The following is a 21200-nucleotide window of genomic DNA, read 5'->3' as shown; positions in this document are numbered from 1 at the left end:
AATAACGTAACAGAATCATGGAAGAAGCTTTTTTGAAAGGGTGGGGAAAATATTGACTATCGAACAAGAAGTATCAACCAAACTTTATAAAATGATGGAATTGCATCAAAAATTTTCAGAAGGACTTTTTGAGGAAATGAATAGTCTATATTCTTATGATTTTCAAGGATGGCTTTACATGCCTTGGGTTGGGGAGTTAGAGCAATTCAATGCAGAAAGTATAAAAGAAGGTAATCGATTAGCAGCAGAGTATTATAAAGGAAAGGATATACACTTCGTCTTTACGGGCATTAAAATTGTTCCGCAATCAACAAACCAAGCTGCTGTATCCTATGAAGTAATTCACCAAAATAAAGAGGAATCGGTTATGGTCAGAGCTTTAGCACTTGAGGTCTGGCGTAAAGAATCAGACGGGGATTGGAAAATTATTCGCTGGTATGAGGATAAAGGGGTACGGACATAACAAAAGATACAGAGCATTGGGAAATGCATGCGAATACTTATTATGATATTTGTTTTCTGATGCGAAGGAAATATTTTAACTAAGAAAGGTTTGTATAAGTAATGAAGAAAAAAACTACACTTTCTGTGGTTTTATTATTAGCATTCTTATTGACAATGATTGGGGGTTGTTTTACTCCAAATGATGAAACCTCGTCAGCTAAAAACACAGAAAATAAAGAAGACAGTAAGGTGTCGACTTCCAGCCAAACCGATAACGATATAAATGACTCAGATGGAACTGAACAAGAAGATGAATCTTCTAATACAGATGACAATTCTGCTGCTGAGAAAACACAAGAAGGAAATCAAAATACAACTACCATCGAGACAGCTAATGATTCAAAGGATTTTGACTTGGACCAATACTTAAACACCAATTATATAATCGATGGTGTTCACTATAAAACTAAAAGCTTTGGTGAAATTGAAGGAACAGACAGAATTGACTATAGGGTTGACATCCTACCAGATAACAAAAATGCTGGAGATGAGATTAATAGTATTTTTAAAAATGGTACCCCTAATGATAATAAACGAACTGCGGCAATGATGAATATTGCTGGAAACATAGTGAATGACTTGCCTGTAATAAATAAAAAAGTACATATCGATTCTGTTAATTGGGTATCTTATGATGGCGAATTTGAAGTGAAGTTAATACAAGATTTTCAAAAAAGTACGATAGAGGATTCTGATGAGTAAATTTTTTATAAAAGCTATAATAAAATCTCAGTTCATTGAACTGAGAAATTTTTTATCCCTTTCATTAACACTACTATCGCCGCCTTTTCTGTACAAACAAAAAGGAAATTAACGCAATCAGTAAAAGTTTTTCATGATCTTCCAGGTCGTCTGCCAAATCGACAATATCGTTATCAATATCTCGGAAAAGGTCCGTATATTTATGGGGAAAATAACCATTGAAAAAATGCGCCCATTGCTTGCCATCTATATTCTTCATCGTAAAATCTCCAGAAAAACCCTTTACGTTAACTGGGAGAAGTGCCTCACCCAATTTATTATAGAGTGTTCCTTTAATGGTCAAGAGGCTTTTTAAATCAGCTTGCTCATAGAAGCCCAGTACTTCACCTTCCCCTGAATAAATCCTGACTGTTGTGTTAAGAAACCCTTTACGTTTAAATGTGAAGCGTTTTTGATTATCAATCGTGTAAAAGCCATATGTTACTGGGAAAATTACTAAAGTTAATTCATTGAGTAATATATCAAGCGGATATAGCCAAAATGGAATAGTAACTGGCTTCAGCTTTCCGATAAATGTCCCGTTTTTCTGAAATAGCAAAAGCTTCGGGAAAAATCCTACATCTTTTTTCAGTACCAAATGATCCAATTCCATTAAGCTAACTGTTTTTTCTGGTACTTGTATATCTTTAACCTGAAGATACTTATGACGACTGGTGAAACAAATTGCAATTAAAAAAGCTAAGGGGAGGGCAAGTACTGAAATCTCCAACCATTCCCCACCAGATTGCGGTGGAACAATTAATATCCATACCGCTATAACGGCAAGTAATGCAACTAGTGCCACAATCGAACCTTTCATTCTTCGCTGATACATTTCTGCTATCATGTTAGTTCTCCTCTTTATCTGTTAGTGGGTTATAAAACGCGGTATACTTGTATTAAGGTAAGTTCAACCGTTCTCGCTGTTTCCTTATCACTTAATTGAATAAGAGATTGCTATATAATTGGTGTTCGGTGACAAAATGAAGTTATCTCGTTTACCTACTCAAGATGACTTCTCCGCCCAAATATTCACATATAAATCTTTAACTTCCACATCAATTATTCCATCTTCCTCCAGATCAGAAACTATATCGTCGGGCAGCTCCATACGAAATCCAAATTCATCTAGCTCGCTTGAATTTTTAGAATGGCTTAAATTAAATGTATCACCTTTGTACGTTGCTTTTGCATTCGCTTGAAAGTTATTTTCTGCACCATCGTTCGTATCGTTCTGTGCCACACCCGATACTAATGTCGCGCCACCAAGACTATAATCCCCTTTTGCCGTAAAGATTAATTCATATTCCTCTTTACTATGAGCAATTACTTTTGAGACATAAATTTGGACGTCGTTTTCCTGATAAAGCTCTTTTCCTTCGTTACTCTGCAAGTTATTTAAATCAACTTCGACTGTGTATTCTCCGTCAATAGGGACCGAATTATTGAGAAATTCATCATTGTTATTCGTAAAATAATTGATTCCCTGTGTCCAAAGATTGTATTTCTGCACTCCTAAAGGTATAAGCACGACACCAAGAACGATGATTCCCACTGCAATATACAGCGTATTTAAGTTTAAAAGTTTTTTCATAGGACTCCTCCTTAATCGCAACTATGTTAGCTGAAATACAATTATTACCAATAGCTATTTATAGTTTAACATAAATATTCTGAATGGTTTGTCAAAAATACAAAAGAATATGCAGCTGGATATACTGAAACCCTACTGAGGGGGGAGGAATGCTAGCTAATGTACATAAAAAAGAGGGGACTCCTAAATAACTGGAAGTCCTCTGCAGTAAAATGATATTTCGTACTTAGTGCCAAGAACGAATCATCATTTGGTTTTATATTCATTTAAGTACCAGTTCTTAATAAGATGTAGCTTTCTATTTCTTACTGCTTCGGCATTTTGCTCATATCCATATACAACACATTCCAGCGGTGACCATCTAAATCTGCAAAACCGCAACCGTACATCCAACCTTGGTTCTCTGCTGGCTCACCATAAATTGTACCTCCAGCCTCTACTGCTCTTTCTGCTATTTCATCTACTTCTGCTTTGCTTTCTGCATCAATGGAAAATAATACTTCAGTAGCTTGCTTAGCATCGACTATTTCATTCTTGGTAAAGCTTTTGAAAGTGGAAACAGGAAAAAGCATTACGATAGCATTATTATCTCCTATGACTAATTGAACTTGGTCGCTATTACCAGGAGGTGTATGAGTAGAAAATCCAAGTTTGCTATAAAACGCTTTTGATTTATTTGTATCTTTAACCGGCAAGTTAATCCAAAATTGCTTTGTCATAATTATTTCTCCTTTTTTATTTCTAATGGACCATATATTCTTCAGTTAGGAAGGGTTTTAGCTGTTGATATGGTACATCGAAAGAAAAGGACTCCAAAAAACTGGAAGTCCTGAGCAGCAGAATAGTATTTCAGATATAAATTTTCATAGCTGGAACAACATGCTACTGTTTATCAAGACTAAAACTTCTTCCAATGCCCTTCCGATATAACTTCGACCGCTCCGTCAATCACTTTGATGGCGGTTTGATCATCAATTGCATACGCAGGACCTTGTATTTCAGCGGCCCACTTTTCAGCAGCAGCCATCGTGTTTTCCGGCAACATCTCGTGGTCTACGTGAGGGAATATAGAAAAATCGACCACGTTCAGCGTTTCATCGCCTCCGCTTGGTGGAGTCCAGCCAACGAAGTCTTCTCCGATTTTTGGCGCCATCACCATGCTGCCAGCACTCATTCCAACATAGACCGCGTTCAGAGAAGGCAAGAGGTCTGCCATCCCTGATTGCTTCATCCAGTGGCTCAAGTAGAGCGCGTCTCCGCCAGAGACCAGAAAGACATCCGTTTGCTGGACCAGCGGCACCCAGCGATCTTTGTCGATACTTGGCAGTGCTGTGAGCTCCAGCACGCCGACAGATTTCCAGCCAAGGTCGACCATGGGATTTTCGGATTTCCCGCTGATGAATTCCCAGGTTTTAACGCCGGGACCGACCCATGGGTGTCCGTACATCGCTGTGGGGATGCACAGGGCGTTGCAGTCGGCGATTGGCTTGTCCAGCATTTCAACCAGCGTCTCGTGTATACTTTTGTTATTGACGCCTGCAGATGTTAGCAGTAATTTCATAACTTCACTCCTTGTGGGTTTGTGGTATTTTCAAAATCAATTGCATCATGTTAATCTGATGTTCGGCTTAATTTTCAGCTACTTGGCGAAGCTCAATCTGTCCTTCCCCAAGACCATGCGGATCTGGTGCACGCTTCGCCCACTCGATGGCTTCTTCACGGGACTTCACATCTATGAACCAGTAACCGGCAATCAATTCATTGACTTCACCGAAAGGGCCATCTGTAACTGTCGGTGGTTCTCCTGGAACGGGGAAGTTAATACGAATGCCTTCGGAGCTTGGATGAAGTCCGCCGACAGACAGGAGAACACCAGCATTCTTTAGTACTTCATTATATGTCTTCATCGCCGCAAACATCTGATCCATCTGCTCCTTTGGCATTGTACCTGATTCAGAATCTTTTGATGCCTTCACAACCATCATAAATTTCATTCGTACTCATCCTTTTTAATTAGTATATAGACGTATTATGCATCACAGAGTCTACATATATTTTACCATAAATATTCAGAATGCTTTGTAAAAAATTTAACCACGATGAGTTCTTACATTTTCTTAAATCACTTTCTCTACTGATGTGTGGAAGAAAGCTAACGCAAGAAGGAATTTGTCACTATTTATCGAATATCTACTATAAAAGTAAAAATAATGAACTAGAGATTTGAGGGGGAGGAGACATATATTATGATAAAAGGTTTCGGGGGGATATTTTGGCGGACTAAGAATTTGGATGTAATTAAGAAATGGTACAGCGAAGTGCTGAAGCTTGATATAGAAAATTGGAACGGTGCATTTATTAAACCCCATGCAGATAATGAAACAATCTTTTCCTTCTTTACTGAAGATGACAGCTATTTTCCAACAGAACAGCAAGTCATGTTGAATTTTCAAGTTGAAAATCTAAACGAAACGATTAAACACCTTGAAGAAATTGGTGTACCGCTCGTGAAGGAACAAGCGAGTAGTGAATTTGGTAAATTCGTTTGGATTGAGGATCCTGAAGGCAGACTAGTTGAGCTCTGGGAAAAGTAACGGGGTGTATTTTTATTTTTATAATGGAGAGGGGAATTTTAATTGTCGGACATGATAAACAATCAAAATTGTATTATTCGAACTGTAAAATTAGAAGATGCTGATGCACTTATAGAAATATCAAATTCCATTATTTCTGAAGGAGATTATTTCATTATGGTGTCTGAAGAGTTAGAAAAAGATTCTCTAAACCAACAAAAGGAACAAATACAAGAGATATTAAATAATGAAAACGAAACTATAATTATTGCAGTGATAAATGATGTGATTGTTGGCTCAATTATGTTCCAGTCCCATAGGTTGAAGAGAATGTCTCACACTGGTTCTATTTCAATGTCCATAAGTGAAAATTATAGAAGTATTGGAATTGGAAAAATACTTCTCAAAGCATTGTTAGACTGGGCAGAAACCCATCCACTAATTGAAAAAGTGAGTTTAGGAGTATTTTCAACAAATCTTAGGGCTATATCATTATATAAGCGTATGGGATTCATGGAAGAAGGTCGAAAGGTTAAAGAATTTAAGATAAATGAAAATAAATATGTGGACGATGTTCTTATGTACAAATTTGTATAATAATATCTTTTGTTAAAGTAGAAGGTGTTTTAGAAGATGAAAGTGAGTTTCAGTTATAAGAAGCTGGCGATTAAATATGATTAAGAGAGGAGGTATACGATGATAAGAAGTAAAGTGACACTCGTTACTTCATTTATTATTTTAGGTCTATGCATGTATTTATATTTCCCGTTTTCTAATAATGTAATGTTAGAAGCACATTCAACATTCATGTCATTTCCAATCCACAATCAAGATGGATATATTTTGCTTGGTATAGTTGGGTCCGTTTTGTTTATTATCGCTATGATTTTCCTTGTCATTGGCATGAAGAAATATCACTTTCGAACAATAATAATAGTTGTAATAGTATATGCAATTTTACCAAATTTTCTAATCACGATGTACCAAGAAACGCTAGCAAGTGGAATTACAGCAATTTCATACGATGGTAATGGCAATTGTAATTTTGAGTCTGTGAGCACAGACTTATTAAATGGGGAATGCAAACTTGTATTACATAATCGAAGTAATAAATCTGTATCATTTGAATTAGAATTTATGGATTCATTTTTCACCAAAGACAAAGTACGAATGGAGTCACTTATGAATTTAGCTGGTCCGTATAGTTTTACGATAGAAGCTAATCGTAAAAAGTCTATTCATTTGAAGGAATTACTCGAATTATCAAATGTTCCAAAACATATTGAAGGAGGAACATCGTCTGATATTCATTTGAAGTTAATTGACGGGGAGAAAACACGCACTTTATAGTAGATGTTTTATTTTACCAACAAAGTATTTTGTGAGACCTGCACTTAGTCTAACGGTTGCTTTACTTTAATAAGGAAGGCATTTCTTATTTGACTAACATACACAATTTATTGTAATAAAGAAATTAAATTGTCGAACAGTTTTTAGCTAAGGCTTAAAAATAGAATATCGCTAACATATGTAGATTATGTTAATTAGTATGTTAAAGATTTCAGGGGAGATGTCGATCTATGAAAACAGTAGATTACGTAAAGTTAGAACATTTTTCGGATGAATATTTAGAGGGATTAAAGTCTTTTGAACTTCCTGAAGAACAAGCAAAGTTTACTGCTTTACCAACTAAATATTTCAAGGTAACAGAAGGACAACATAGAATTGTCATAGTAAACGAAAGTGAGCCTATAGGATTCTTTTTACTACATTCAACCGAACGTGTAAAGGAGTATTCAGATAACCCAAATGCAATGTTGTTAACTTCATTATCTGTTAATCAGGCGAAGCAAGGAAAAGGGTTTGCTAAACAGGCAATGATTTTATTGAGTGATTTTGTGAAATCTGAATTTCCTAACTGTAATGAAATTATATTGGCTGTTAATCATAAAAATATTCCGGCTCAGAGACTGTACTCAAAGATAGGTTATAAAGATACAGGCAGGAGAAAAATTGGTCCTGTTGGTGAACAGTTTATTATGAGTTTGTTGTTGTGATTTAACTTACGTTTCAATAACTAGTGTTTTACTTCAATAAAGAAGGCATTTCTTGTTCAACTAGTGAAGCAGTTTAGTTGAACAAATGAATTTCATTAAATCCGAGGTGTACCCAATCCGAATTTTTTTATCTGTCGATTGATAGAAAGATATCAGAGGAGATATGTTAAATGATAGGATTGTATATTTTATGCTTAATTTTCTTGTGCTTTATGGTGGAGGTTATGTTTATTCGTTTGCATTTTAAAAAAGCGGATTATAATCATGGCCAAAAAAGAGATGTTATGATTGTACTTGGTTATCCCGCAAATAAGGATGGAAGTATGTCTCCAATTTTGCGAGAACGGATCAATAAAGCAGCAGATCTTTATCACAATGGAATTGCTGAAGTAGTTATTTGTTCGGGTGCATCTGTCGCAAATAATCATGTTGAGGCAGATGTAATGGCACTTGCCTTAATGGAGTTGGGAGTGGATGGTAGCCAAATCATACGGGAAACGAAAGCAAGGGGCACTTATGAAAATTTGGTAAAATCCCGAGAAATCATGTATGAGAGAGGATTGGAAAAAGCGGTTATAGTCACTTCACCCTGGCACTTGCGAAAAGGCAGTTCATATGCGTTTCGGTTAGGAATTGACCATACCTTGGAAAATTCTAAAGTGCCAAAAGAATTCATCATAGGAATAGGAATTATTTACGTTTACGTATACATACAGATGTTAATAATTTATTTTCGTTTTTATAAAGGAAAGCAATGATCCCTATGACATTAAAAAGGAAATGGAGCAGGTTAGTTGAAAAGTATTATTAAATAAAATGGAGGTTTTTATGAGGATTTTATGGTTGGTTTTTTCTTTAATACCGGCACCTTTCTTTTTTCATTTTTACGAATATGGGCAACATCTAAAGCGTGAAGAAGCTCCTTTCTTAATTATAGGTTCTATATTATTTGTTGTTGTAGCAGGGTTTTTGTCTAGTTACGAAAAAATTAGATACGTTATCTTGATTAACATTATTACAGGGTTATTATCAATATTTTTGGGTAAGTATTTCCTCCCTGACGATTACTGGTTTGCGCCATTTGGTAGAGATGGTTTGATAATAATTGTGGCGGTTGTTATGTTAGCGGGACAATTAGTAACAAGAGAAGCTTCAAGGGCAATTTTGATAAAAGAGGAATAATAACTGTTTTGCTACTTTAACGGGGCTTTAGTTAAATAAAGAGCGCATTTCTTATTCAACTAACGCAGCAGGATAGTTGAATAAGCAAGTGGGTGGCTTTTATTTAGGTGGATATTTCTAAATCATAAAGTTCTTGCAGGTCAAACAGGCTATCTTGTCGAAATATAGATATATGAATTACATAAAATGGAGGAATGAACAATGGCAGAAATATTGTTGTTACACCATGTTTTAGGAAAAACGAAGGGGATTGAAGCAATCGCCGATCAACTGAGAGATGCAGGACACACTGTGCACATGCCAGATTTATTTGAGGGCCGCACTTTTTCCACGCTTGAGGAAGGCTTGGCATTTGTTAAGGAAATCGGATTTGGAGAAGTGTCGGCGCGCGGCATTCGGGCAGCCAGCGAGCTTTCACGCGATGTCGTCTATGCTGGGTTTTCACTTGGTGTCTCGGCAGCACAGCAGCTCGCACAAACTCGTGAAGGAGCTAAAGGTGCACTATTTTTTCATTCTTGCCTCCCGACCTCTGCGTTTGAATCTCAGTGGCCGGTCGACTTGCCTGTGCAAATTCACGCAATGAATGAAGATCCATTTTTCGTTGAAGACGGCGACATTGATTCGGCCCGCGAACTTGTTGCTTCGGGCAATCGCGCTGAACTTTTTATGTACGAAGGCAAGGAACATCTCTTCACCGACAACAGCTTACCGTCTTACGATGCTGAAGCGACGAAACTCTTAATGAAGCGCGTTCTCGACTTTCTCGCATAATTGTTAACGGTAAAAATTTTAGCTACTGGGACATAACTATCCCAAATAGTAAGCAACGCCAAGTCAATTTAGAATGTTTTTCTCTTATGTTCAGCAATCAAGTCCATTTTGTTGAATAACGAAAGCCCCATTTCCTTTTATAAATTAAGGTGAAATGGGGCTAGTAATTTGTATCTGTTCTAGTCTCAGCATAATACGCTGCTTTAGAGGGCTGTGTAGTAAAGATAAATAATAGTATCGTTACGGCAAGCATGATTAGGGATCCTAGTATAACGACAAACTGAATAGAAATTAATTCAGCCATGATTCCGAAAATTGTGGTCCCTAAAATGATGAAAAATGATTCGATGAAACCATAAACACTGCCAACCCGCCCCATTACCTCGACAGGAACATTGTTTTGATAAAATGTGTAAAATCCTGTGTTACTAAACGCCATCGAAAATGATAGAATGAAAAAGCCAATTGCTGCTAGCAAAAAACTACCCGAAAAAGAATAAATTATATACCCGCCTGAAACCAGCAAGGATCCAAGACCAATCAGCCAAGAGGTAGCTACTTTTTTAACAATAAGTATATTTACTAAGGCGCCTACAACTATTCCAGCACCAGCAATACTTACCAGTAATCCATAATCTCCCTCTGATAAAGAAAGCACTTCTGTAGCAAATGCTGCTTCCAGTGAATCGACAGCAGTTGCCAAAACCATCATTGCACTAAATAATAAATAAATGATCATAATATATACGTGTTTACGACTAAAATCAACAACTAATTTCCAATCATTTTTCAATACCTGTACGGTTATTTTTTCGTCTTCTGTTTCAATACGATCATTTTTTTCAATGTTGGGCATAAACAAAGTGAGCAGTGCTGCTAAAAATAGAGCTATTGCATTACTGTAAATCGCAAAATCAGGGGTGCCACTCATAAATATGATTCCCGCAATTGCAGGTCCGGTAACAAATGCGCCAGAATCTATTAAACTTACGAGCGAATTAAATCGTTTTCTTTGAGCTTGAGGAACTAGCTTCGTTATGTACGTCATAGTTGTCGGATCTGCCATGGAACTAGCTATACTTATGATAAAAACAATGCCGTATATGGCCCAAATAGATGATAAGAAAGGCAATATGGCAATAAACACTGCTTGGAATACAGCAAGCCCCACCATAAGATGCTTTTTATTCGATCGATCAATGATACTGCCCGACCAAATGGTAGTAAATAGTGTAGCTAAAGCTCTAAGTATATAGAGACCGGAGACAGCAAGTACCCCCATCATATCAAGAACGATTAAATTTAATGCTAAAAAATACACCCATTCCCCAATACTGGAAATACCAATAACCGTTAATAAGATGGAAGGGTATTTCCACGACTTCATAAACGTTTTAATGCGCATTTTTATCTCCACTCCTTTGTCGAATTTAAACTTGGAAAATAAAAAAACTCGTCCCCAAGACCTTAGTCTTGAGGACGAGTTGTTGCGCGCCGTGGTGCCACCCCAGTTTGACAATATGTCACCATATTATCCTTGTCAGGTACGGCATGAAGTCCATACATATACCCTAGCTCTATAACAGGAGCACCTGTCACACCATCACCTATATGGATCCGATGTGCTGCTCAGAGGCTTGCTTCTAACCATTAATTCTTACTCCTTTTCACCAACTGGAGCTCTCTTTGAAGAATTGCCGATTATACTCTTCTCTTCCTAGCATTTGTATGCAGTTGTGACCTTTTAAAGTGAGATAATCTTACCAAATTTGTGGAGGAAAGTAAAGGAGATTTTTTAAAAAATGTTTAATATATGGATAAAATACTAACTATTCGATAAATGAAATTGCGCCAGTCTTAATGAAATTGTATAGTTGAACAGGGGTGATAATTATGGAGAAAGAAGTTAAGCAAATAGCTAGTCCTATGTATGAGAAATTTTTCAAATTAGTAAATGGAGCGTTTCCTGGGATGAATGCAGAAATGTGGCTAAAAGATTATGTTAACGAAACACCAAACGAGACACTCTACGGCCTGTTCGATAAAGAAAAGCTGCTTGCAGGTATGAGGGTATTTGACTTTGAAATGAATTTCGCTGATACAACGATCCCTGTTGGTGGGGTTGGGATGCTGGCTGTGGATATGTTACATAAGAAAGAAGGCAACGCGTTTCAGTTGATGAAAGCATTCATGCACATGAATAAAGAAAAAGGTGTCAATCTCGTCATGCTATATCCCTTTAACGTCTCTTTTTATAAAAAGATGGGCTTCGGCATGGGGACGCAAATCTATCAATTCTATCTAAGCCCAAACTCGTTTAGAAACTATCATTTAAAAGAGCATCTTGTTCGATTAGATGAGGAGGATCGGCGTTTAGTTATGGATTGTTACAATCGCGTTTACAAGAAAACGCACGGAATGACGAAAAGAATTCCTACTGAACGTGAATTAAACCGGCCGTTCAATTTCGGGATAGTGGTTGGTTTTAAACGGAATCAGCAATTAGAAGGTTATCTCACGTACGATACCGCGGGTAGTGACCTGATTATTCATGAGCTCTTTTTTGAGACGAGTGATGCAATTAAAGCATTCTCTACTTTCTTACATCAGCAAGCGGATCAATTCAAGCGCGTAATCATAAACTCAAACCACGATGATTTACTCCATTTTGTTCACGCGCCAGAAAGTGACATGAATCCCATGATTGACACAGTCCCGTCAGTCGACAATAAGCACGTGGCTAATCAAGGTGTTGGCGTGATGTATCGTGTACTAAATACAAGAGGATTTTTTGAGGAGTTACATAATAAGAATCATTTATTTGGAAAGGTTTCTTTACCTGTAAAATTTGAAGTGGACGACGATCTCCAGACGGATGAATCGAAAAATGTAACGGTCACTTTTTTGGAAGGAAAGATAAAAGAGATTACGAATCAGCCTAGTGATGTTGTCGTTAAAATAGGAATCTCTGCGTTTTCTTCATTAGTAATGGGCGCCGTTACCTTTAAAACATTACATAAGTGGGGAGAGGTTGAAATTTCCCGCAGTGAGTATGTGAATCAGATTCAGCAGCTTTTTTTGATGGATGAAAAGCCTGTTTGTACGAAGGCGTTTTAATGACACTTAATAAGCTGAGTATAGGATGGAATGATGGATATGATTACATTCGGAGAAAAAGAAGAGAAGAGGACTCCTAAATAATAAAGTGTCCTCTTTAGCATTATTGTCATATTGAATTAAATATCCATTTACTCTTTTAGGGGCATCTAGTTGAAACGATCAAGGCGTAAACTTCTTCCAATGCCCTTCGGAGATAACCTCAACTGATCCGTCAATAACTTTGATGGCGGTTTGATCGTCAATCGCATATGCTGGACCTTGCAATCCAGCGGCCCATTTTTCTGCCGCAGCCATGGTGTTTTCCGGCAGCATCTCATGATCTACGTGCGGGAATATGGAAAAATCAACGAATTGAAGTGCTTCATCGACACCGTTTGGTGGAGTCCAGCCAACGAAGTCTTCCCCGATTTTCGGTGCCATCACCATGCTTCCTGCACTCATTCCTACATAGACTGCGTTCAGCGATGGCAAAAGGTCTGCCATTCCGGATTGCTTCATCCAGTGGGATAGGTAGAGAGCGTCGCCTCCCGACACCAGCAAGACGTCTGTCTCCTGAACTAGCGGCAACCAGCGGTCTTTGTCGATGCTCGGCAGCGCTGTGAGTTCCAGCACTCCGACAGACTTCCAGCCCAGGTCGACCATCGGATTCTCGGATTTCCCGCTGATGAACTGCCAAGTTTTGACGCCGGGTCCAACCCATGGATGTCCATACATCCCGGTGGGAATGCACAGCGCATTGCATTCAGCGATAGGCTTGTCCAGCATATCAACTAGGGTGTCGTGTATACTTTTGTTATTGACGCCTGCAGATGTGAGCAGTAATTTCATAACTTCACTCCTTGTCGTTGTGTGGTATTGTTATTATTTTTATATTACTAATATCAACACTTTGATTGAAAGATTTTCAACTATACCAATCTCTTATTTATTTTACCATAAATATTCAGAATGCTTGTAAAAAAGCAAAAACTAAGTACGATATAATAATAGGGGTCAATCCTGATTAAATAGTTGGACAGGGAATGATTATGGAGAAAGTCTTTAGAAAACTATTTTTAGATTGGAGAGTTTTGCAGATAGGATGTCCTAGATGTAAGAATACAAGAATTGAAATATATAGTGAAACTGATCTTAAACCAAATTGGAATACTGGTTAGTTAAAACTTTAAAAGTTATATAAGTCGTAAGTATAATAAGAAAAAACTATATTTTGGAGGGATTTTAATGAATGATTTGTTAGTGAAAGCTGTCAAGGACAGGATAAAGGAAGGGTTTGAAGGACCGCCTACTCCAGTAAAAGAAAGCTGGTTTACCAATACGGAGCCAAATTCAGGAATTTTCGGGGCACTGGAAGGAGTAACTGCAGAGGAAGCCTCACTATCTGTTCATGGAACAGTATTGGCTGCTCACGTTGATCATGTGCGTTATCATATGTGGATTACTAACGAGCTATTGAAAGACCGAAAAGTCGAGGAGATGAATTGGGGCGAAAGCTGGAAAATTAATGTAGTCGATGAACCGAGATGGAATCAAATTCAGGAAGAACTAAGAAATGAGTATGTAACACTTCTGGAAGCATTTGACCATATTCAGTGGAGTGAGTTTCTTGCCAATGAAATTTCCGGCTCTTTAGCGCACTCAGCATATCACTTAGGAGCTATCCGACAAATGTTAAAGGTGATTAAGGAAATGAGTTGAGTAAGGGGGAACGGGGATATATGAAACCATTACAAGGGAAGATTGCTGTTGTTACAGGTGCGTCCCGTGGAGCAGGTAGAGGAATTGCTTTCGAATTAGGAAGTGCAGGTGCGACAGTGTATGTGACGGGACGGAGTGTGAAGGGAAGTACAACCGATAATCGACCAGAAACCATTGAGGAAACTGCTGATGGTGTCACTTCACGAGGGGGTAAAGGCATCGCTATACGATGTGACCATACAAGCGACAATGACGTGAGAAACTTGTTTGAGCAAATTGAAAGGGAACACGGGCGGATTGATATTTTAGTCAATTGTGTATTTGGCGGCTCCGAAAGTTCTTTACCGTCAGGAGATGGACGGCGTTTTTGGGAACGTCCAGTGGAGCATTGGGATGCTATGATGGTTGCTGGACCGCAAGCGTATTTGCTGACTACTCGATACGCTATACCTCTGATGACACCGCACCAGAAAGGGTTAATTGTAAATATAACATTTTATCAGAAGGACAAAATTTCCGGTAATTTATATTACGATTTGGCTATGAATGCGATCAATCGAATGACACTAGGTATGGCAAAGGAATTAAAGGACTTCAACATTTCAGCTGTTGCTGTTTGCCCGGGCTGGATGAGGACAGAAAGAGTTATAGATTCAGGTTTTGGACCAGAGGATGGAGCAACGGAAACAACAGAGTATGTAGGTCGTGCGGTTGTGGCGTTGGCAACAGACATCGCGGGTTCTAATCATTCTGGAGAAGCAATAATGGTGGCTGAACTAGCGAGAAACTATAACTTTACCGATGTCGATGGAACGCAACCTTTACCGTTTGAAGGGTAAATACTCCTTTAATTCCGTGCCGGATATTAAGTAGTTATTATGCTTGTAAAACATACCAAAATAGTGACGAGAGGAAGTCTTAGTTCATGCGTAATCTGAATAATGAAAAAGTACCTAAGGAAGCAATTCAAGCATTAAAGGTTGTAAAGGAAGTGCTTGGAAGTACGGTAGTCGGGGTATTTCTATATGGTTCTGCAGTAAATGGAGGCTTGCGCATTAACAGTGATGTAGATGTCCTAGTGGTTGTAAATCATCGCTTATCAGAAGTAACGCGAAGAAACCTCACAGAAAATCTAATGCTTATATCCGGGAAGGTAAATTCTATGCGACCATTAGAGGTCACAGTTATTAACAAGGGTGATGTTGTACCTTGGCGATATCCACCAAGAAATGAATACCTCTATGGCGAGTGGCTCAGGAATGAATTTGAGAACGGACAGTTTCCGGAACCCTATGATAACCCTGATTTAGCTATTGTATTAGCACAAGCAAGAAAGAATAACATTTCTCTATTTGGTCCTGATGCTTCAGATATACTTGACCCCGTACCAATGGTAGATATTCGAAGAGCAATTTTGGATTCTGTGCCAGAATTAATGGATGATACCAAGGGTGATGAGCGAAATGTGATTTTAACCCTTGCTCGAATGTGGCAAACCATGGAGATTGGTGAAATCACTCCAAAAGATGTGGCAGCAGAGTGGGCTATACCTCGATTGCCTAACGAACATGCGACTTTACTCGATATAGCCAGAAAAGCGTATCGAGGAGAGTGTACGGATAAGTGGGATGGACTTGATACGGAGGTGAACGAGCTAGTTACGTATATGAAAAACGCTATAGAGTCTTAACGTCTGAGACTAGTAGAACATAAAAAATGAATGTTATTTCAAAAAAACAGGAACCCCATAAGAATTCCTTTTTATACTAGTAAAGAGGAGTTCGATCACAAAATGGAAATCATCGTGGTTTATTTAATTATTGGGGTAGTGATGAGTGCATTAATTTTTGCTTCGGCAGACGTTCGACCTCGGTATTTTTTATTTGCATTGTTGTGCATTGCCTGGTTACCTTTACTATTTATTGGAATGATACTAACTTTATTTATGGATTCAGAAAAAATCTCCAGTAAGCAAAGCAAGCCAGAGCACAAAACCAAGAAATAAAGCCAAAAACTGTAACAATTGTAGTTTCGGTCCACCCATATTTTATGCCAAAGTGATAATGAATCGGTGTAAATCTAAAAATACGCTTTTGTGTAAGCTTAAATGAGGAAACTTGTAAAATAACCGAAAGCTGTTCAGCAAAATATACAAAGAACAAAAGGGGAATTAAAACTTCAACTTTCTCTATAACTGCAAGAAAAGAAAGTGATCCCCCAATAGCTAATGATCCCGTATCCCCCATAAAAGCTTTGGCAGGATATATATTATAAACGAGAAATCCGAGTAGACATCCAATCATAACCAAACAAAAGATTTGCACCTCTAAACTATCGGAAACCATAAAAAAGAATACGTATGTTGGAATCGCAACAACTCCCAATAGACCGTCTAATCCATCGGTGAAATTTATGGCGTTTGCCGAACCTACCACAAATAAAGTGATAACGATGAGATATAGTTCCAGTGGAAGATAGAAGGAAACATTTTTATAGATAGTAATGCTGGTGTTTATGTCTAGTTCATTGACAACGTAAAAAAGCAAAATACCAGTAAAAATAAATTGGAAAATAAGTTTGGTCTTACTCGATATTCCTCCTGGATCTTGACGAGAAGCTTTCCAGAAATCATCCAAAAACCCAACAAAACTAAAAAGAATGTAGGTAATAGCCAAGAAAAACATGAATGGAGTAGGTGAAAAAAGAAGTGATACAATAATTCCTACAAACAAAATAATCCCAAACATCAACGGAGTGCCTTTTTTTAACTGATGATCGGATGGAAGTTCTTTTCTGATAGGTTGAATGAGCCTAAGTTTATGCAAGGCTGTTATTAATAATGGAGATAAAAGTAAAACAATAACAAAAGCAATTAAAGCTGGAATTAGTTGGTTACTCATTTTTCATCTACACCTTTTCTTTTTCTATCTATTAATAAGTTCTACACAACTCATTCATTTCCTCTATTTTTTAGGGAAGAGCGCTCTTGGAGGAACCGTTACATAATTTTTGAAGCAGTTTTTACTGAAAAAACGGGACTTTTTCCAATCTCCTCTCGTCTAACGAATACATACCTAAAAAGTAGATGAATCTTATTGGAGCAAAGAGACAGTGATACGGACATGTTAGAAAAACCCAGGGAAGAAATAATGAATTACATTATTGATGCTTATGGGGAGGAAATCAAACGGCTAATTTTCACGTATGTAAAAAACCATACGCAGACTGATGATATTTTTCAGGATTTTTTGATTAAAACATTTAAAAGCTTAGATCGTTTCAAAGCAAAGTCAACCTTGAAAACATGGCTGTACAGAATTGCGATTAATACGTGTAAGGATTATTTACGTTCGCCGATCCACCGAATTGTGCAGTATCATGAGCTTTCGAAAATATCCAGCAAGCAGCAATCCGTTGAGCAAACATCATTGGAAAACGAACAAAAGGAGACAATGGCTGAAGCTGTATTATCGTTACCTGTGAAATATCGGGAAGTAATTTTATTGAAGTTTTACAGAGATTTAACAATTAACGAAATCAGTCAATCGCTCCATGTAAAAGAATCGACTGTGAGAACAAGAATTATGCGCGGTAAGAAGAAACTAAAAACGTTGATGGAGGGGTTTGATCTTGAATAATAAGAACAATCGTCTTGAAAAAGAAATCGACAACTATATCGGAACAGACCCTTTGGTAACGAGTAAAGATAAAGAAAGATTTAATGAATGGCTGCAGCAGCCACGTAAAAATAAAAGGATAAAGCACTTTGTTCCCGCAGTTTTGACTCTGATTCTATGCATAGGAGTTGCTGCCTTACTATTTACTGTTTTTAACAATCAAAACAGCAGCCCAACCATTGAACAGTTAACTGCAGAATACCCGGAGGAAGTAAAAGAAAAAATAGCAGAACTACCTGAATCGATTCAGGAAAAATTAGTTGTTCCCACCGATCTGCCTTCCGATTCCTATAATGTTCAGTTTTCATACGAAAGCGTCCCAATAAATGACCCAAATGGAGAAATTATATTTTCTACTTTTTTATATATCGGAGAAAATCCGAGTTATCATCTCATGCTAACCAGTTGGTATCAAAATGCCTCATCTTCTAGCGGGAAATCATATGAACAGATAACATTAGATAACGGTGTGAAAGCTGATATTGTCAGTGATACTGAATTGAAGTGGAGAGATAAAGAGGGGGACTTGCATGAGTTGACTTTATTGGAACCACCTGATGTTAAGGAATCACAGTTTACAGTGGAGGATCTAATTGAGGTTGCGAATTCGGTTGAGTAAATTATAGTTTTAACTTGAGACAGTATCTTCGAAAAGGTACCGTCTCTTTTTAAATCCTATAGAAAATTTATCATCGCTAATGGGCAGTTACACAGTCGAGTAGGTATTGACCTACATATGGTACAAAAAGGGCTTAGGAACGTTCAAATGGTAACAATGCTGGACATGAAGCAGGGTGTTGTGAAAGAGAACTTCTATTTATAGGAGGTAAAAGGATGACAAATTTTTATTCTTTTCAGGGGACCGTCACCATGATTACCGATCTTTTAGGGCAAAATGGTGAAGCAGATGGCTGTAAAAAAATGATAACTGTTGAAAACGGAATTGGAACAATAGTTAATTTCGTAATTTTACCGACGACTTACTTTGTAGACTATGCAATTGTTTCAATAGGGGATAGGGTAACTGGTTATTATGACGGGGATGCACCTACTATACTAATTTATCCTCCACAATATCAAGCGCTCGTTATGGTAAAAGATAGCCCAAATCAAAATGTGAAAGTGGATTATTTTAACAGTCAGTTAGAGAGCAGTGATGGAAGCTTACGATTAAATCTATCTCCATATACACAACTTGTTTTACAAAATGGGCAGCCCTTTACAAGCGACCCTTCGAACCGAGATCTCATTGTTATTTATGGACCATCTACAAAAAGTATTCCAGCCCAAACAACACCATATCGAATTATAGTTTTGTGTTTGGGGTTATTTTAGGTCTTCTACAAAAAAGAATGCAGGTAATAGCTAAGTAATACATTAATAAAACGGTTGTTTAGCCATCTTTACTTAGTTTTTCTGCATGATCCCGAAATTCTTTTACTTGGGGAAATAATTCCTCGTTAATTATTTTCTTGAATTTTTCTATGTCTATTACCTCTTCGTCATACGAGGTAACTTCTTGATTTCACCTAACCCTCTCCTTGAGCAAATTTTTTCTTAAACTGATATAAGTTGCTATATCTATAGACATTAAGGATGTAAAAGAAAGAAACCGACATAAATAATAACAACGTAAATAACCGCAAGTAAAATAACTAACCCAATAAAGATAAATAGTAGCTTCCACATCTTATTGAAAAACGCATTCTTAAATAGATACAGAAAAAAACAGTTGAAATAAGTGCCAAAACTCCTGCGCATACCCAACTATATGGGCCCATAAAGTTAGGCATCGTAATAAAAGTAATGATTGCTAAAGCTAATAAAGTAATACTCACTAATTGCTATTTTCTTCATTTTAATTACTTTTTTCTGAATCAATTGGTTCGTCAGGTTTAATAACATTTAAAACCGTATCTTTTTTCCTCATAAGTTTATTTACTACGAATCTAACTATCAAATAAATGATCAATACATTGATTACAAAAGTGCCGAGGTTTATCGCTAACCCAGCGTTTCCACTAAAAAAGTTATCAAAAAACCATCCACTGTTCGGCTCATGTTGATAAATCGTTATATAATTTAATGGAAATCCATACGTGTATCTTCCCATGCTTTCATTCACAAAATCTCTTGGAATAAAAAGCGGTATTAGAATACAGAATAACAGACTCCAAGTCATATGTTTTCTGTCAATTCTTTTCAAAGAAATCCTCCTAATCAAACAATTCTGCGCCTCTAATTTGGATGGAAAATGGACATCCTTATTGAAGCAAAACACCCGTTCTTGGAGTAGTACCTTCAGCAAAATGCGAATTTAATTATTTCTTCATTTTGACTCTTTCTTTTCATTGTTTCTTGTTCGATTATTTGCTTCTAACTTTAACCATACGTTCCACAATAAATCCAACTAGTAAGCCAATAGCAAAAGGAAGTATTGCAATATCTGCTTCAAAAAACAACCCATCTTCTAACGGTTCGTTTAGTACTAATGAAAACCTAAGAAGAGTTAAATTAAATATATTTCCAATCCAGTATAATAAGGCCATTGTCACAACTGATGATACTAACGGAATCCATATTTTTTTCAAAAAATCCCTCCTTTAAAAACTTGTGACAAAGTATTATAGCCTGCGAATAAAAACATTATTCCAATCATTCTCATTCCACCCGGTATAAAAATTCCAATTGTTTAATAAACACTCCTACCTAGTTAGTGCAATATGTCGATTTCTTATTAAACAATCGCACCCTTTAATTAACGAAGGAAGCCAACAATTCACCTATACGTATTTCCATATCTTCTATTTTATGTCCTTCATTTAAATTTGCTTGCCCTGTTACTGTTTCAACTTCTGATTTTTCGCTTCCTTCTTTTTGGTACTGCAATTCTACAGTGAAATCATAAATTATCTCTTCAGATTCTGTTTTCTCATAATCGATATTTTTAACTTTAAAGTTATAATCATATTTCATTGCTTGAGTCAGTATTCCAGAACCATTATTTTGACTTACAAATTCTACATAGGATGATTCAGTTGCAAAATATTCTTCAAAATGGTCTTTATCATATTGTACTAATTCTGAGACGTCTTCATTATTAAATATTTTCTTCAATTCATCATCCGGTCCTGAAAGAGCTTTCTGTAATACGGATTCAATTGTCTCAATATTTTCGTCCTGAGTTTCCGGCTCTGCATTTCCTGTGCAACCAGTTGTCAATAAAAGAAGTGATGCGAATAAAGCGATTACAAATAATTTATACGTTTGTTTTTTCATATAA

General features: G+C 37.1%; 27 protein-coding genes and 1 other annotated feature. Of the genes, 16 read left to right on the top strand and 11 right to left on the bottom strand.

Features of this window, described 5'->3' with window-relative positions:
* Nucleotides 1-52: 52 nt before the first annotated feature.
* Nucleotides 53-463: a hypothetical protein gene (locus VBD025_RS15545; RefSeq protein WP_430787094.1), complete on the top strand. Its 411-nt coding sequence runs from the start codon at nt 53-55 to the stop codon at nt 461-463.
* Nucleotides 464-564: 101 nt separating this feature from the next.
* Complete coding sequence (locus tag VBD025_RS15540; protein WP_430787092.1) at nt 565-1206, top strand: hypothetical protein; 642 nt, start codon at nt 565-567, stop codon at nt 1204-1206.
* A 73-nt stretch (nt 1207-1279) separates the two neighbouring features.
* Here VBD025_RS15540 and VBD025_RS15535 read toward each other — a convergent pair whose 3' ends face one another.
* From VBD025_RS15535 to VBD025_RS15515, 5 genes are all read right to left on the bottom strand, one after another.
* Nucleotides 1280-2092 carry a hypothetical protein gene (locus VBD025_RS15535; protein ID WP_430787090.1) on the bottom strand — a complete coding sequence of 271 codons (813 nt, stop codon included), beginning with the start codon at nt 2090-2092 and terminating at the stop codon, nt 1280-1282.
* A 159-nt stretch (nt 2093-2251) separates the two neighbouring features.
* Nucleotides 2252-2839 (bottom strand): hypothetical protein, encoded by a 588-nt coding sequence (locus VBD025_RS15530; protein WP_430787088.1) that lies wholly within the window; start codon nt 2837-2839, stop codon nt 2252-2254.
* Between the two features lie 305 nt (nt 2840-3144).
* Complete coding sequence (locus VBD025_RS15525) at nt 3145-3558, bottom strand: VOC family protein (protein WP_430787086.1); 414 nt, start codon at nt 3556-3558, stop codon at nt 3145-3147.
* Between the two features lie 179 nt (nt 3559-3737).
* Complete coding sequence (locus tag VBD025_RS15520) at nt 3738-4400, bottom strand: Type 1 glutamine amidotransferase-like domain-containing protein (protein ID WP_430787084.1); 663 nt, start codon at nt 4398-4400, stop codon at nt 3738-3740.
* Between the two features lie 67 nt (nt 4401-4467).
* Nucleotides 4468-4833 carry a YciI family protein gene (locus VBD025_RS15515; RefSeq protein WP_430787082.1) on the bottom strand — a complete coding sequence of 122 codons (366 nt, stop codon included), beginning with the start codon at nt 4831-4833 and terminating at the stop codon, nt 4468-4470.
* Between the two features lie 252 nt (nt 4834-5085).
* Between VBD025_RS15515 and VBD025_RS15510 the strand changes: the two genes are divergently transcribed.
* The 7 genes from VBD025_RS15510 to VBD025_RS15480 all read left to right on the top strand — a co-directional run bounded on the left by VBD025_RS15510 (nt 5086) and on the right by VBD025_RS15480 (nt 9422).
* Entirely contained in the window at nt 5086-5433 is a 348-nt protein-coding gene (locus VBD025_RS15510) for a VOC family protein (protein ID WP_430787080.1), read from the top strand.
* 51 nt (nt 5434-5484) lie between these two features.
* Entirely contained in the window at nt 5485-6009 is a 525-nt protein-coding gene (locus VBD025_RS15505) for a GNAT family N-acetyltransferase (protein WP_430791450.1), read from the top strand.
* 99 nt (nt 6010-6108) lie between these two features.
* Nucleotides 6109-6762, top strand: coding sequence for a hypothetical protein (locus tag VBD025_RS15500; protein ID WP_430787078.1), 654 nt, complete (start codon nt 6109-6111; stop codon nt 6760-6762).
* A gap of 230 nt (nt 6763-6992) precedes the next feature.
* On the top strand, nt 6993-7469 hold the full coding sequence (locus tag VBD025_RS15495) for a GNAT family N-acetyltransferase (RefSeq protein WP_430787076.1): 477 nt from the start codon (nt 6993-6995) through the stop codon (nt 7467-7469).
* Between the two features lie 170 nt (nt 7470-7639).
* On the top strand, nt 7640-8227 hold the full coding sequence (locus VBD025_RS15490; protein ID WP_430787074.1) for a YdcF family protein: 588 nt from the start codon (nt 7640-7642) through the stop codon (nt 8225-8227).
* Between the two features lie 70 nt (nt 8228-8297).
* Nucleotides 8298-8651 (top strand): hypothetical protein, encoded by a 354-nt coding sequence (locus tag VBD025_RS15485; protein WP_430787072.1) that lies wholly within the window; start codon nt 8298-8300, stop codon nt 8649-8651.
* 201 nt (nt 8652-8852) lie between these two features.
* Nucleotides 8853-9422 carry a dienelactone hydrolase family protein gene (locus VBD025_RS15480; RefSeq protein ID WP_430787070.1) on the top strand — a complete coding sequence of 190 codons (570 nt, stop codon included), beginning with the start codon at nt 8853-8855 and terminating at the stop codon, nt 9420-9422.
* A 160-nt stretch (nt 9423-9582) separates the two neighbouring features.
* Here the strand turns inward: VBD025_RS15480 and VBD025_RS15475 are convergent, their stop codons facing one another.
* Nucleotides 9583-10827: an MFS transporter gene (locus tag VBD025_RS15475; protein ID WP_430787068.1), complete on the bottom strand. Its 1245-nt coding sequence runs from the start codon at nt 10825-10827 to the stop codon at nt 9583-9585.
* Between the two features lie 67 nt (nt 10828-10894).
* Nucleotides 10895-11150, bottom strand: a binding site (T-box leader).
* Nucleotides 11151-11315: 165 nt separating this feature from the next.
* Here VBD025_RS15475 and VBD025_RS15470 point away from each other — a divergent pair.
* Nucleotides 11316-12539 (top strand): GNAT family N-acetyltransferase, encoded by a 1224-nt coding sequence (locus VBD025_RS15470; protein ID WP_430787066.1) that lies wholly within the window; start codon nt 11316-11318, stop codon nt 12537-12539.
* 162 nt (nt 12540-12701) lie between these two features.
* Here VBD025_RS15470 and VBD025_RS15465 read toward each other — a convergent pair whose 3' ends face one another.
* Complete coding sequence (locus VBD025_RS15465) at nt 12702-13370, bottom strand: Type 1 glutamine amidotransferase-like domain-containing protein (protein ID WP_430787064.1); 669 nt, start codon at nt 13368-13370, stop codon at nt 12702-12704.
* Between the two features lie 396 nt (nt 13371-13766).
* On the opposite strand from VBD025_RS15465, the gene VBD025_RS15460 reads away from it, so the two are divergent.
* From VBD025_RS15460 to ant(9), 3 genes are all read left to right on the top strand, one after another.
* A complete protein-coding gene (locus VBD025_RS15460) occupies nt 13767-14240 on the top strand; it encodes a hypothetical protein (protein ID WP_430787062.1) in 474 nt (157 codons plus the stop codon).
* Nucleotides 14241-14260: 20 nt separating this feature from the next.
* Nucleotides 14261-15079: an SDR family NAD(P)-dependent oxidoreductase gene (locus VBD025_RS15455; protein WP_430787060.1), complete on the top strand. Its 819-nt coding sequence runs from the start codon at nt 14261-14263 to the stop codon at nt 15077-15079.
* A gap of 86 nt (nt 15080-15165) precedes the next feature.
* Nucleotides 15166-15930, top strand: coding sequence for an aminoglycoside nucleotidyltransferase ANT(9) (gene ant(9) / locus VBD025_RS15450; RefSeq protein ID WP_430787058.1), 765 nt, complete (start codon nt 15166-15168; stop codon nt 15928-15930).
* A gap of 253 nt (nt 15931-16183) precedes the next feature.
* Here the strand turns inward: ant(9) and mraY are convergent, their stop codons facing one another.
* Entirely contained in the window at nt 16184-17140 is a 957-nt protein-coding gene (gene mraY, locus VBD025_RS15445; RefSeq protein WP_430787056.1) for a phospho-N-acetylmuramoyl-pentapeptide-transferase, read from the bottom strand.
* Between the two features lie 249 nt (nt 17141-17389).
* On the opposite strand from mraY, the gene VBD025_RS15440 reads away from it, so the two are divergent.
* From VBD025_RS15440 to VBD025_RS15430, 3 genes are all read left to right on the top strand, one after another.
* Nucleotides 17390-17878 carry a sigma-70 family RNA polymerase sigma factor gene (locus VBD025_RS15440; RefSeq protein WP_430787054.1) on the top strand — a complete coding sequence of 163 codons (489 nt, stop codon included), beginning with the start codon at nt 17390-17392 and terminating at the stop codon, nt 17876-17878.
* Nucleotides 17871-18536, top strand: a complete 666-nt coding sequence (locus VBD025_RS15435; protein WP_430787052.1) for a hypothetical protein — start codon at nt 17871-17873, stop codon at nt 18534-18536. Before VBD025_RS15440 ends, VBD025_RS15435 begins: the two co-directional genes overlap by 8 nt.
* A gap of 215 nt (nt 18537-18751) precedes the next feature.
* Nucleotides 18752-19252, top strand: coding sequence for a hypothetical protein (locus VBD025_RS15430; protein ID WP_430787050.1), 501 nt, complete (start codon nt 18752-18754; stop codon nt 19250-19252).
* 523 nt (nt 19253-19775) lie between these two features.
* Here VBD025_RS15430 and VBD025_RS15425 read toward each other — a convergent pair.
* The 3 genes from VBD025_RS15425 to VBD025_RS15415 form a co-directional block, all read right to left on the bottom strand.
* The gene (locus tag VBD025_RS15425) at nt 19776-20123 is read right to left on the bottom strand and encodes a hypothetical protein (protein WP_430787048.1); all 348 of its coding nucleotides are present in this window, start codon (nt 20121-20123) and stop codon (nt 19776-19778) included.
* 160 nt (nt 20124-20283) lie between these two features.
* The gene (locus VBD025_RS15420; RefSeq protein WP_430787046.1) at nt 20284-20508 is read right to left on the bottom strand and encodes an ATPase; all 225 of its coding nucleotides are present in this window, start codon (nt 20506-20508) and stop codon (nt 20284-20286) included.
* A 163-nt stretch (nt 20509-20671) separates the two neighbouring features.
* Complete coding sequence (locus VBD025_RS15415; RefSeq protein ID WP_430787044.1) at nt 20672-21196, bottom strand: hypothetical protein; 525 nt, start codon at nt 21194-21196, stop codon at nt 20672-20674.
* Between the last annotated feature and the right edge of the window lie 4 nt (nt 21197-21200).

The sequence above is a fragment of the Virgibacillus flavescens genome (assembly GCF_050574275.1).
Lineage (GTDB): Bacteria > Bacillota > Bacilli > Bacillales > Amphibacillaceae > Virgibacillus_F > Virgibacillus_F flavescens.
This window is presented reverse-complemented; position numbering and strand designations above follow the sequence as displayed.

Bases quoted from the DNA above. Each gene is read 5' to 3' on its own strand.
- VBD025_RS15540 (WP_430787092.1), top strand. From the start codon at position 565: ATGAAGAAAAAAACTACACTTTCTGTGGTTTTATTATTAGCATTCTTA.
- VBD025_RS15535 (WP_430787090.1), bottom strand. From the start codon at position 2,092: ATGATAGCAGAAATGTATCAGCGAAGAATGAAAGGTTCGATTGTGGCA.
- VBD025_RS15530 (WP_430787088.1), bottom strand. From the start codon at position 2,839: ATGAAAAAACTTTTAAACTTAAATACGCTGTATATTGCAGTGGGAATC.
- VBD025_RS15525 (WP_430787086.1), bottom strand. From the start codon at position 3,558: ATGACAAAGCAATTTTGGATTAACTTGCCGGTTAAAGATACAAATAAA.
- VBD025_RS15520 (WP_430787084.1), bottom strand. From the start codon at position 4,400: ATGAAATTACTGCTAACATCTGCAGGCGTCAATAACAAAAGTATACAC.
- VBD025_RS15515 (WP_430787082.1), bottom strand. From the start codon at position 4,833: ATGAAATTTATGATGGTTGTGAAGGCATCAAAAGATTCTGAATCAGGT.
- VBD025_RS15510 (WP_430787080.1), top strand. From the start codon at position 5,086: ATGATAAAAGGTTTCGGGGGGATATTTTGGCGGACTAAGAATTTGGAT.
- VBD025_RS15505 (WP_430791450.1), top strand. From the start codon at position 5,485: ATGATAAACAATCAAAATTGTATTATTCGAACTGTAAAATTAGAAGAT.
- VBD025_RS15500 (WP_430787078.1), top strand. From the start codon at position 6,109: ATGATAAGAAGTAAAGTGACACTCGTTACTTCATTTATTATTTTAGGT.
- VBD025_RS15495 (WP_430787076.1), top strand. From the start codon at position 6,993: ATGAAAACAGTAGATTACGTAAAGTTAGAACATTTTTCGGATGAATAT.
- VBD025_RS15490 (WP_430787074.1), top strand. From the start codon at position 7,640: ATGATAGGATTGTATATTTTATGCTTAATTTTCTTGTGCTTTATGGTG.
- VBD025_RS15485 (WP_430787072.1), top strand. From the start codon at position 8,298: ATGAGGATTTTATGGTTGGTTTTTTCTTTAATACCGGCACCTTTCTTT.
- VBD025_RS15480 (WP_430787070.1), top strand. From the start codon at position 8,853: ATGGCAGAAATATTGTTGTTACACCATGTTTTAGGAAAAACGAAGGGG.
- VBD025_RS15475 (WP_430787068.1), bottom strand. From the start codon at position 10,827: ATGCGCATTAAAACGTTTATGAAGTCGTGGAAATACCCTTCCATCTTA.
- VBD025_RS15470 (WP_430787066.1), top strand. From the start codon at position 11,316: ATGGAGAAAGAAGTTAAGCAAATAGCTAGTCCTATGTATGAGAAATTT.
- VBD025_RS15465 (WP_430787064.1), bottom strand. From the start codon at position 13,370: ATGAAATTACTGCTCACATCTGCAGGCGTCAATAACAAAAGTATACAC.
- VBD025_RS15460 (WP_430787062.1), top strand. From the start codon at position 13,767: ATGAATGATTTGTTAGTGAAAGCTGTCAAGGACAGGATAAAGGAAGGG.
- VBD025_RS15455 (WP_430787060.1), top strand. From the start codon at position 14,261: ATGAAACCATTACAAGGGAAGATTGCTGTTGTTACAGGTGCGTCCCGT.
- mraY (WP_430787056.1), bottom strand. From the start codon at position 17,140: ATGAGTAACCAACTAATTCCAGCTTTAATTGCTTTTGTTATTGTTTTA.
- VBD025_RS15440 (WP_430787054.1), top strand. From the start codon at position 17,390: ATGAATTACATTATTGATGCTTATGGGGAGGAAATCAAACGGCTAATT.
- VBD025_RS15430 (WP_430787050.1), top strand. From the start codon at position 18,752: ATGACAAATTTTTATTCTTTTCAGGGGACCGTCACCATGATTACCGAT.
- VBD025_RS15415 (WP_430787044.1), bottom strand. From the start codon at position 21,196: ATGAAAAAACAAACGTATAAATTATTTGTAATCGCTTTATTCGCATCA.